The organism is Pontitalea aquivivens, from assembly GCF_046507575.1.
Lineage (GTDB): Bacteria > Pseudomonadota > Alphaproteobacteria > Rhodobacterales > Rhodobacteraceae > Pontitalea > Pontitalea aquivivens.
Genome location: NZ_JBKFEY010000029.1, coordinates 22,412 through 32,902, shown reverse-complemented (window position 1 = coordinate 32,902; position 10,491 = coordinate 22,412). Strand labels below are relative to the sequence as shown.

The window sequence follows — 10,491 nt, the reverse complement described above, 5'->3', positions numbered from 1 at the left end:
ATCATGCCAGATGATCTTCAAAATATCCGATCTGCGGCCCCTGAAGACGAAGAGATGCCCTGACAACGAATCATGCTGCAGAACCTCCTGCACCCGAAGCGCCAAGGAGGGAAAGCCACAGCGCATGTCCGTATATCCGCGCCTTCCTGGCGGGCACCCTTGATCCCGAATATTCCCGTCAGCTGACCGAGCAACTACGACAGGCAGGCGTCCCGGTTTGACCATGCCGTCGCTGGCAATTAATCTGAGCACGTGGCGGATGTTTGCAAGCAGACCCGGATGTTTGCGAGCACATTGGCAAAGAGCGTGAGCACGACGCCCGCTCCATTGTCAGATAATTCGAGCAGAAAATGCCGATGTTTGCGAGCAGAGGCGCTTATGTTGGCAAGCCGCTACATATAACCTTGAGTGAAGCTCGTTGCCCATCGACCGCGTGGTGAATCTCATACGACGTACCAGCAGCAGTCTTGATGACGGCATCTTGCTGGGAAACTTCACCCTTCTGCCAGCTTTCATCTTTCCCCTTCTCGATGCGTATCTGCCGTCGCCTGTTCAATTCGTCGATCTTGGCCGGATCGCTGACAGGGGGCCTGGCCCAAGCGGTGATCGATCTCCATTCGATGGTACCATCCAACCCCTCTACCGCCAGGTACCCATCGATCAAATCCGGATCTCCCGCTAGTTTTTCGATGCCAAGCTTGGACTTAGCGACGCGATCCATGATATCGCCCGCCACGCTCAACGGCAGTTCGGATCCAAGAAAAGTCTCAACCTGCTCCAAATTTGGGCCAAACTCTCCCAAGACGTCGCGGAGAACCTTCGCGTTTATGGCGATGAACTTCTCATACTCTGCTGGATTTCCGAGGATTGCCTTTCCGACAGTATTTTCTGGATCACCCGAGAGCGGCATGTTCCAGAGGTAGGAATTGCCACCCCAGCCACCAATCGTCTGGCCACCGTGTTCGATAGCGGTGCTGACATCGTTCTGGATCAGTTTCTCAATACTCGGAATACGGGACTTCTGGATTACGTCTCGGATGACCGTCTTCCCAATCAGGTCCGAATTTTCCTGGATCTTTTCGGGGCTGGCGTCCTTGCCATCATATAGGCGGCCCGTTCGCGTAAAATCGCGCATGAAGAAATTGCTCTGGCTGCCGGGGTCGTTGCGGTTGATTTCCGCTGCTTTTTCAAGCCAGAACATTATTTTCGCATGTTCCTGCCTGTTTGGGTCCTCCGCGTGGACTGGGTTAGCGTAATACGCCTTCATTTGCTGCAGAGCATAAGCATAGCCCTTGTGGAAATTGGATGTGCCGCCGTTCGTAAACTTCGATAATTCTTGCAGCTGCGCTTCGTTAAGCGGAAATTCTGCTGGCATGATAACCTCCTTAATAATACTTCTATTCAAATAAAGCGGTAAAAATTTCAGTTCTGTACTGCCCAGCGATCAAGCAAGGTCCGCACCCCATCCCGGATCTCGCGCCATCTCGGCAAAGCATCCCGGGGGAACCGCAACGCAGCCTCCAGTTGCAAGTCGCTGAAATAAAGGTCACACCTGCATAATGGGTTTGGCACACGGGATTCGGGCCTGTCGCACGCCAACAGGAACTGACCGTTTTCCTGCGAGAGATCGGCATACGTATCAAATGCCTGCGGGTTCTCGCCAGGGAGGATATGAAGCAACCCATGACGCAGTTCTATCCGGTAGGGCTTTTCCCAACTATCAATTAGGTTCTTGAAGCCAATTGCAGGTGTCCACTGATCCTCTGGGGATACGGAGCTTACCTTGACGACAAACTCGTCCGCGTCGGGTCTAGGTCTGCCGGGTTCCTGCACTCTGAAGTCCGGCTGGAACAACCAATCGTCTTTCGGCGCGCGCAGATCTGGCACCCAGAAGGCAAAGCTAACGCTATCCCGCTTGGGAAAGCAGTTAATGCGCGACGGTGGCGGCCGGACGGTAAGATACCCGTAGGGAATATCGAAACGGTTTGATCCAAGCTCACGCCTCACCGGATAGCTATGGTCCATCAACATAATCCCTCCCGCATCGCCGCTATGGCCCGGCACGCACGGGAAACGCTCCTCCGCATCAGCATTGGCGCTGCCGAGTACGAGTATATATCCAAGTATAGAAAGGAAAGAGACTTTCATCGAACGCATGTTCGCCTCTTGATGTCGCTATAAGAATGATCAAACCTCAGTCATGCACCATCCAGCGATCGAGCAATGTCCGCTCGGTTGATCTCGAAGCAAGCTGCACCTGCTGCGATGGAATTCGTCGCCGGCTCGCTGCCGATCTATCCATCCGATTACTTCCAGGAGGTTGGACCGCAGGAATTCGGCCAGAAACCCGTGGGCGCCGGTCCATACAAGGTTGAATCAAATGGTGACGGCCTCGTGAAGCTCGTCGCCTATGAAGGCTATTACGAAGGCGGCGCGAAGCGCACACCTTCGATCAAGACGGTGAACTGGCGCATCATCCCTGATACGGCGACGCGTATTGCCGAAGTCATCGGTGACGGAGTGGATTGGATCTGGAACGTGCCGTCGGACCAGGTCGAACAGTTACAGGTCGTTCCCACTCTTGAAGTGGCCCTCTCTTCGACGCTTCGTATTGCCATGGTCGCGCTCGATGCTGCAGGCCGCACTGGCGAGAACCCACTCACCGACGTCCGCGTGCGCCGCGCCGTCAACCATGCCATTGATCGCGAAACAATCGTCGAAAATCTCGTGGGGGGCGATGGTGAGATCATCAACGCCCCGTGTCATCCGGTTCAGTTCGGCTGCGATCAGTCAGCGGCCGTGGTGTATGAATACGATCCGGAAAAGGCAAAGGCGCTTCTTGCCGAGGCCGGTTACGCCGATGGTTTCTCGGTCCAGATGGGAAGCTATCGCGATCGTGCCCGGGCAGAAGCTGTCCAGTCCTATCTCGCCGCGGTCGGCATCAACGCGGAACTCGAGATTCTTCAGGCCAGCCCGTCATTCTCCAGCTGGCGCGACGGCAAGGTTGGCATGTGGTACGGCGATTGGGGCTCGCAGTCCCTGGCCGACAGTTCTGCTTCCATCGGCGCCATGTTCGACGGCTCCAGCAATGACGGTTCGCGCAACGAAACCGTGCTCGAGCTCGTCAAGGCAGGCGCAGCCGTCATGGATCCTGAAGAGCGCAAGGCAAAGTATGCAGAGGCGATCAGGATCATTACGGACGAGGCTTACTGGGTCCCGATGCACACAATCGTCATGGGATACGCCTACTCGAATACGCTGAATTTCGAAGCTACTCTTGACGAATTGCCTCGCTTCTACGACGCAAGCTGGAAATAAGAGAGTCGAAAACCGACGGGCGGCAGCCAAGCCGCCCGTCATACCGGAAGAAGCAGACCGATGCTGACCTATCTCGTGCGGCGTGCCACCATGGCGGTGGTGGTGATGATGATCGTTTCCGTCATCTGCTTCGTCCTGAGTAACGTAGCCTATGACCCGGCCGTGGGCATCGCGGGTGCGCAGGCAACAGATGAAGACGTCGCACTGATCCGCAAGACATATGGCTTCGACCGGCCGCTGCCGGCTCGCTTCCTCGAATATCTTGGCAATGTCGTGCAAGGTGATTTCGGCACGTCATATCTGTCCAAGCGCCCTGTGATCGACATGATCGTCGAGCGCCTCCCGGTCACCGCCCTGCTGGCCGTTCTGTCGATGCTGCTCGCACTGCTGATTGCTCTTCCGCTGGGCAGCGCGGCTGCGCTATGGCCCAACACAATCATCGACCGCTTCGTCCAGCTGCTTGCCGTGGCGGGCCAGGCGATCCCGAATTTCTGGGCTGGTCTTCTGCTGATCGTCGTTTTCGGCGTTCAGTTACGCTGGCTACCGATTTCCGGTTCCGACACCTATGCGCATTTCGTATTGCCTGCGATCACCCTTGGCACATTCGCCATGCCGCCCTTGATGCGGCTTGTACGCGCGGGGATGATCGACGTGCTTGGATCGGACTATATCCGTACCGCCCGCGCAATGGGTATCCGCCCGCTGCAGGTAACGTTCAAGTATGCCCTGAAGAATGCTGTGCTGCCCGTCATTTCTCTATCTGCCGTGCAGCTGGGCTTTATGCTCGGGGGCTCTATCGTGGTTGAATCCATTTTCGCGCTCAATGGCGTCGGCTATCTGGCATGGCAGTCGATGACCCGCTCTGATATGCCCGTGATCCAGGCGATCGTGCTACTGATTTCGATGATCTACATTGTGTTGACCCTTCTGGCCGACTTGCTGAACGCTTACATGGATCCACGCCTGAGGGGTGCCGGGAAATGACCTCTCCCGCTTCAATCACTGCAGTAGAGCCCCACGGAGAAACTTTAGTCAAAAGACTTGGCTTCTGGCAAAAGGCACTCGCTCATCGTACCTTCATCTTCTCTGGTTTGATCCTTCTTGCAATCGGGCTGATCGCGATCTTCGCGCCGCTACTCGCACCGTTCGATCCCTATGCGCAGAGCATTCCCCTGCGGCTGAAGCCGCCGTTCTGGCATGACACCACGGTGGCCGAACACCTGCTAGGAACTGACCAGCTCGGACGCGACTACCTCAGCCGCCTTATCTATGGCGCCCGCATTTCCATGGCGATTGCCATTGGCGCGACGGTCATGTCTGCCATCATCGGCATTACGCTCGGCCTCGTCGCCGGCTACTATGGAGGCTGGGTCGATACCGCTATCTCGTCCATTATCACCACGCGTTTGTCGATGCCGATCATCCTGATTGCTTTGGCCGTAGTGGCGATTGTGGGTCCATCCTTGACGGTTGTCATTGTCGTGCTTGGCCTGCTCCTCTGGGACCAGTTTGCTGTTGTCACGCGGGTGGCAACGCAACAGGTCTGCGCGAGGGACTACGTCACTGCCGCCCGTGTGCTTGGCAGTTCGTTGCCGCACATCCTGTTCCGCGAGATCCTGCCCAACATCCGTGCGCCTCTCATGGTGGTCGCAACGGTGGAGATGGCGCAGGCCGTCCTGCTTGAAGCTGCCCTGTCTTTCCTTGGACTTGGCGTTCAGGCCCCCCTACCCTCGTGGGGCCTCATGCTCTCGGAAACAAAGACATCCATGTTCTTCAGCCCTTGGTTGATCGTCCTCCCCGGGAGTTGCCTGTTCGTCCTCGCTCCGGCCATCAACCTCATGGGTGACGCGATGCGCGACCTCACAGCAGGAGGACGTGGCTAATGCTGTTGCAAGTCCGTGACCTCCACGTCACCCTCCCGGACCAAGGGGAGCGACTTCGTGCCGTCCGGGGTATCGACCTTGACGTCGCTGCCGGTGAGACGCTTTGTCTGGTCGGCGAGTCCGGCTGCGGCAAATCGATGACCGCACTCGCTTTGATGCAACTCCTCCCCCGGGGTGCCAGGCTGAACGCACAGCGATTGCGGCTTCGCGAAGTCGATCTCACGAAACTGCCCGAGCGCAAGCTGTCAGCGTTGCGCGGACGAAACATCTCGATGATCTTCCAGGAGCCCATGACCGCCTTGAACCCGGTCTTTACAATAGGTGATCAGCTGCGTTCCGTTTACCGCAGGCATACCGGGGCCAGCGCGCAACAAGCGCAGTCACGCGCTATTGAGGTTCTGGAAAGCGTGGGGCTCACCAATGCAGCAGACCGGCTTGGTCAGTTTCCTCACCAGCTTTCGGGCGGGTTGCGTCAGCGCGTGCTGATCGCCATGGCACTGATGTGTGAACCCGAGATGATCATCTGCGACGAGCCGACCACTGCGCTGGACGTAACGACCCAGGCTCAGATCCTGCGCATCCTGAAGGAAGCTCAAGAGAAGCGGAAGATGGGGATGATCTTCATAACGCATGACCTTGGTGTCGTGGCTCGTATCGCTGACCGCGTTGCCGTCATGTATGCCGGCCGGATTGTTGAGCATGGACCACGCGCGGCAGTATTGCAGAGCCCGGCGCATCCGTACACAAGGGGGCTCATCGCTTCCGTACCGCGTCCCAGGGATCCGAGCGATGGAACGCTGCGGCTGGCGAGCATTCCGGGCAATGTTCCGGCGTTCCATCATGAGGATCAACGCTGTCCCTTCCTGTCTCGCTGTCCGCGACGGTTGGAGGTCTGCAGCAAGGAAGCACCACCGAGACGCACCCCAGCTTCCGGGCAGAAAGTGTTCTGCCATCTTCCGATCGACCAGCAAGAAGTTCCACCGGTATGACAGCGCCGATCATCGAGGCCCGTGACCTTACTCATGTCTACTCGGTGCGCAGCGGCATCATTGGTCGAGCGAAGCCGCTGCGGGCTTTGCACGAGGTATCGCTGTCCATTGGCGAGGGCGAAATCCTTGGCGTCGTTGGTGAGTCCGGTTGTGGCAAGAGTACGCTTGCCCGCATATTGCTGGGGCTGGAAGCACCGAGCAGTGGCGAGGTTCTGCTGGAAGGACGGCCGATCGCCAGCTATCCGCGTCGTGAGCGGGCCCTGGCCGTGCAACCGGTCTTTCAGGATCCCTATGGCTCCCTCAACCCTTCCATGTCGGTCGAGGATCTAATTGCGCTGCCGCTGCACATCCACAATGTCGGCGAGAGATCGGATCGCCGACGCAAAGTGGCGAAAATTGCTGATCAGGTGGGGCTCCCCCGCCGTACGCTTGCGGCAAATCCGAGTCAGCTTTCAGGCGGCCAGCGCCAGCGCGTAGCGATCGCGCGGGCCCTTGTCGCCGGTCCGCGACTCGTGATTTGCGATGAGCCAACGTCTGCCCTGGATGTTTCTGTCCAGGCGCAAATCCTCAATCTTTTGCTGGATCTAAGAACCGAGCACCGCATTGCCATGCTCTTCATCTCGCACAATCTTTCGGTCATTGAATACATGACCGACCGGATGATGGTCATGTATTTAGGACGGGTGGTGGAGACTGGTCCGACGAAACAGACATTTGCGGCACCGAGTCACCCCTATACGGCCGTGCTGAAGGAAGCCGTGTTTACACCTGATGACGAAAATGGTGTGCCGGATCTGGGACTGCGCGGCAACTTCCCGAATGCCATGGACATCCCGTCCGGCTGTGTTTTTCACCCTCGCTGCCCCATTGCGAGAGCCGAGTGCGCGACGACCTATCCAGCCCTGCAGCAACGCGAGCGCAGAGATCGGCTCAGCGCTTGCCTGTTCCCGCTGGACGCAACAGACAGCGCCCTGACGTGAGCCGCTACACGCGACAGATGCCGTCCGCAGCATGATCGAACTTCTTTGGACATGGCCCGGGCTGGCCGCGGCCATCGCCCTCGTCTTGGCCGGAGCGATACAGGGCTCAACCGGATTTGGGTTCAACATGATGGCGGCACCACTGCTTGCTGTTCTGGATCCCGCCTTCGTCCCCGGTCCAATGATCGCGATCGCGACGATTGTTTCTGCGGTGGGAACGATGAGCGAAATTCATGCTGTCCACCGTTCAGACCTTAGCTTCGCCTTGAGCGGACGGGTCCTGTCGGCGACATTGGCCGCTTTGATCATCGGCGTCATGAGTCAAGAAGCGTTCGCAGCACTATTTGGCATCGCTGTGCTGCTTGGCGTGCTGTTGAGTTTTGGTGGCCTGCGGATTTCTGCCCGCCCGGCCACCCTGTTTGCAGCAGGTACGGTTTCGGGCTTCATGGGCACCCTTACGTCCATCGGCGCTCCGCCAATGGCCATTGTCTACCAGGATACGGGTGGTGCACGCATGCGTGCGACACTGAATGCATACTTCGTTCTGGGTGGTCTGATCTCAATTGCCGCACTGCTGTTCGCCGGACGGTTCGGCATGCAAGATCTCAAGCTCGCACTCTTCATGGCGCCATTTGCGTTTGGAGGGCTGCTTCTTTCAAGATGGGGGCGGAAGATTGTTGATCGCGGCACCATCAAGCCGATCGTTATGACGGTCTCGTCCCTGTCAGCCGCTGTGTTGCTCTTCCGCGCTTTCTTCTGAGCAGCCTGGAAACAGGAGCTTACCTGGACAACGCAAGTTGCGGACAGTACGATCAAATCCGATCTTACAAGGATGGTGCCGCCGCCGCCCGATGCGCGGATGCATTGGCCAGGGCTCTGAACCGACACTACTTCTCGTAGACCGTTCCGAATAAGCTAACCGTTGCCCGCTCAGGCGACATGGCAAACGACATCATCGAAAGCAAATTGGGCGAGAGCAGGTTGGTAGTCGGCCGCGAAGAAGCCCCCTTGCGTGCCGGTTACTTGGCGGCAAGCAAGGGCGCCTGGGGCGGCTCCCAAGACTTAAGGTGATGGTAAGTAGCGAAGGGTTCGTTAGCAACCATCAAGCCACTTCGCTCAGGTTTGCTCTCCCATCGAGAACCTCGGATATTTCGTTTGGGGGTAAGGCCCGGGAGAAAAGAAACCCCTGCAGTTCATTGCACCCGGCTTCGGAGAGGAGAACCATTTGATCGCTGTTCTCGACGCCTTCGGCGGTTACTGTCAGGCCCATCGCCTGACCCATCGTGACCACTGAGGTGACGATTGCAGCAGCCTCGGGGTCCTGACCGAGGTTCTTGATGAACGAACGATCAATCTTGATCTTGTCGAACTTAAATTCGCGCAGATAGGCCAGGCTGGAATAACCGGTGCCGAAATCGTCGAGTGCGATCCGGAAACCGGCCTCCCGCAACTGGCTGAGAACCGTCCGTGCGATCTCATCCTGCTGGAGGAGGACGTTCTCTGTGATCTCCAATTCGATTTGACGGGGATCGCAGTGCATGCGCTCAGCGATACCGATAATCTTGTGCGCAAGATCGGGTGACCTGAACTGTGATGCTGAAAGATTGACGGCTATGAAGAGGCTCGGCCATTGCGTAGCGGCGCGGCAGGCCTCGCCAAGAACCCACTCGCTCAACCGGGAAATAAGTCTGGTCTCCTCCGCCACCGGGATGAATTCTCCAGGCAGCAGCAACCCTCTTTTAGGATGCTTCCAACGCACCAGGGCTTCTAGTCCCACAACGGCTTGGGTGTACGCATCCACCTCTGGCTGATAATGCACAACCAATTCAGCATTGTTTGTGAGTGCTCGGCGGAGGTCCCTTTCAAGTTCTTTACGAAGCTTGACGGTTTCATCCATCGAGGAGGTAAAGAAACGATATCGCTCCCTGCCTTCGCTCTTTGCACGATAGAGCGCAATGTCTGCCTTCCGAATGAGGTCGCCACGTTCGGTTCCGACCTCAGGGGCGATGGCGACTCCGATACTCACGCCCACAAACACCTGATTGCCGAGCAACTCGAACGGCTCGCGAACCATTGCAAGAACCTGCTCGCAGAACGTTTCCACTTCATTTCTATCCGCGACATTGCTCAACAGAATCGAAAATTCGTCACCGCCAATGCGGGCGACCGTATCGCTGTCCCGGGCGATGCTGTCGAGCCTCGAAGCAAAACCCTGGATCAACATGTCTCCCGCTGAATGTCCGAGAGCATCATTGACCTGTTTGAACCGGTCAAGATCAAGCGCCAGAATTGCGCAGCAATGACCATTGACGGCTTGCTGGACGGCTTGATCAAGGCGTTCATGGTAGAGGGCGCGGTTTGGCAAACCCGTCAGGACATCATGGAAGGCCAGGTGCTGCGCCTGAGCCTCGCTTGCTCTAAGATCGATGATAGCTGTTGAGAGTTGCCTGCCCGACCGCCAAAGTGTCCAGACCAGGAAAGCCATAACTGCGGCCGATATCAGGATAAGGAGTGCTGCCGAGGGTGCGAGCAAAGTCAATATTCTCGTGCCAGGGAGTTCCGGCTTCCAAAAGAAATGGCCGATTTGCTTGCCACGTTCGTCCCGGAGCGTGACCCTGGCCTCGCGCGGCGAGGCGGTTGGATCCGTTGAGAACCGCAGGCCCTCCAACAACCCCCATGCCGCTATCTGATTGAGATATGCTCCGTCCAAATATCGCACGCTGACAAGAAGAGGCGGCTCTTGATCCCCGGACGGCGGGCGCAACGCCATTACGCTCGCAGCCGCCGGCCGATCAAGCACCTCGGTTGCATGGTCATCGTAGATTGTTTCAGGCCTCATCCGAGTGACTGGACCTACTAAGTTGGTCTCTTCTGCTTCTCCTGTCTCAAGGACTGCCAATTGCGCGCGTACAGACTCGATCAGTGGTTTTAGATCATCTTCAATCATGCCGTAGAGGGCGGCAGAGGAGGAGCCAGCTGGAAAGCCATAAATCACCTGATCTCGGTCATTGAGAATGAACGTCAGATCATGGCCGAAAAGATGGTTCACACGAGTTCCCACGTGGGAATCGAGCCATTCTGTATTAAGCGGAATGCGTTGCAGTTGTGCAGCGAGCTCGTCCCAGCTGGCAATGCTCTGTTGCTCATATGCAAGTTGCTCAGCACTGGTGTTCAAAGCGAGTTGCGCAACCTTGGCTTGCCGCTGGGTGGAAACTTGATCGCTCGTGGTGGTGGCCCAGTATAGGCCGAGGGTTGCGGCGGCGACGAAGGCCAGCATGACTGATCCAACCGGAACCAGCACCTGACGTCTGAAGTAGCGGC

Annotated in this window: 10 protein-coding genes; 6 read left to right on the top strand and 4 right to left on the bottom strand. The window is 57.4% G+C overall.

Features of this window, described 5'->3' with window-relative positions:
- The 3 genes from tnpB to ACK8OU_RS17775 all read right to left on the bottom strand — a co-directional run.
- The coding region (gene tnpB, locus ACK8OU_RS20645) for an IS66 family insertion sequence element accessory protein TnpB (RefSeq protein WP_458524359.1) at positions 1-225 on the bottom strand (225 nt) is incomplete at its 3' end.
- 151 nt (positions 226-376) lie between these two features.
- The gene (locus ACK8OU_RS17780) at positions 377-1,375 is read right to left on the bottom strand and encodes a hypothetical protein (RefSeq protein WP_410304723.1); all 999 of its coding nucleotides are present in this window, start codon (positions 1,373-1,375) and stop codon (positions 377-379) included.
- A gap of 47 nt (positions 1,376-1,422) precedes the next feature.
- Positions 1,423-2,157: a hypothetical protein gene (locus tag ACK8OU_RS17775; RefSeq protein WP_410304722.1), complete on the bottom strand. Its 735-nt coding sequence runs from the start codon at positions 2,155-2,157 to the stop codon at positions 1,423-1,425.
- Positions 2,158-2,223: 66 nt separating this feature from the next.
- Here ACK8OU_RS17775 and ACK8OU_RS17770 point away from each other — a divergent pair, with 66 nt between their 5' ends.
- Genes ACK8OU_RS17770 through ACK8OU_RS17745 form a run of 6 tightly spaced genes read left to right on the top strand, consistent with a single transcriptional unit; the run spans position 2,224 to position 7,930 of the window.
- Positions 2,224-3,318: an ABC transporter substrate-binding protein gene (locus ACK8OU_RS17770; RefSeq protein WP_410304721.1), complete on the top strand. Its 1,095-nt coding sequence runs from the start codon at positions 2,224-2,226 to the stop codon at positions 3,316-3,318.
- A gap of 60 nt (positions 3,319-3,378) precedes the next feature.
- On the top strand, positions 3,379-4,302 hold the full coding sequence (locus ACK8OU_RS17765; protein WP_410304720.1) for an ABC transporter permease: 924 nt from the start codon (positions 3,379-3,381) through the stop codon (positions 4,300-4,302).
- Complete coding sequence (locus ACK8OU_RS17760) at positions 4,299-5,201, top strand: ABC transporter permease (protein ID WP_410304719.1); 903 nt, start codon at positions 4,299-4,301, stop codon at positions 5,199-5,201. The genes ACK8OU_RS17765 and ACK8OU_RS17760 overlap by 4 nt, the downstream gene beginning before the upstream one ends.
- Entirely contained in the window at positions 5,201-6,190 is a 990-nt protein-coding gene (locus tag ACK8OU_RS17755; RefSeq protein WP_410304718.1) for an ABC transporter ATP-binding protein, read from the top strand. The genes ACK8OU_RS17760 and ACK8OU_RS17755 overlap by 1 nt, the downstream gene beginning before the upstream one ends.
- Positions 6,187-7,170 carry an oligopeptide/dipeptide ABC transporter ATP-binding protein gene (locus tag ACK8OU_RS17750; protein WP_410304717.1) on the top strand — a complete coding sequence of 328 codons (984 nt, stop codon included), beginning with the start codon at positions 6,187-6,189 and terminating at the stop codon, positions 7,168-7,170. The genes ACK8OU_RS17755 and ACK8OU_RS17750 overlap by 4 nt, the downstream gene beginning before the upstream one ends.
- Before the next feature lie 31 nt (positions 7,171-7,201).
- Complete coding sequence (locus ACK8OU_RS17745; protein ID WP_410304716.1) at positions 7,202-7,930, top strand: TSUP family transporter; 729 nt, start codon at positions 7,202-7,204, stop codon at positions 7,928-7,930.
- A 342-nt stretch (positions 7,931-8,272) separates the two neighbouring features.
- Here the strand turns inward: ACK8OU_RS17745 and ACK8OU_RS17740 are convergent, their stop codons facing one another.
- Entirely contained in the window at positions 8,273-10,447 is a 2,175-nt protein-coding gene (locus ACK8OU_RS17740) for a putative bifunctional diguanylate cyclase/phosphodiesterase (RefSeq protein ID WP_410304715.1), read from the bottom strand.
- Positions 10,448-10,491: the final 44 nt, after the last annotated feature.

Coding starts and splice junctions, on each gene's coding strand:
- ACK8OU_RS17780 (WP_410304723.1), bottom strand. CDS start 1,375: ATGCCAGCAGAATTTCCGCTTAACGAAGCGCAGCTGCAAGAATTATCG.
- ACK8OU_RS17775 (WP_410304722.1), bottom strand. CDS start 2,157: ATGCGTTCGATGAAAGTCTCTTTCCTTTCTATACTTGGATATATACTC.
- ACK8OU_RS17770 (WP_410304721.1), top strand. CDS start 2,224: ATGTCCGCTCGGTTGATCTCGAAGCAAGCTGCACCTGCTGCGATGGAA.
- ACK8OU_RS17765 (WP_410304720.1), top strand. CDS start 3,379: ATGCTGACCTATCTCGTGCGGCGTGCCACCATGGCGGTGGTGGTGATG.
- ACK8OU_RS17760 (WP_410304719.1), top strand. CDS start 4,299: ATGACCTCTCCCGCTTCAATCACTGCAGTAGAGCCCCACGGAGAAACT.
- ACK8OU_RS17755 (WP_410304718.1), top strand. CDS start 5,201: ATGCTGTTGCAAGTCCGTGACCTCCACGTCACCCTCCCGGACCAAGGG.
- ACK8OU_RS17750 (WP_410304717.1), top strand. CDS start 6,187: ATGACAGCGCCGATCATCGAGGCCCGTGACCTTACTCATGTCTACTCG.
- ACK8OU_RS17745 (WP_410304716.1), top strand. CDS start 7,202: ATGATCGAACTTCTTTGGACATGGCCCGGGCTGGCCGCGGCCATCGCC.
- ACK8OU_RS17740 (WP_410304715.1), bottom strand. CDS start 10,447: ATGCTGGCCTTCGTCGCCGCCGCAACCCTCGGCCTATACTGGGCCACC.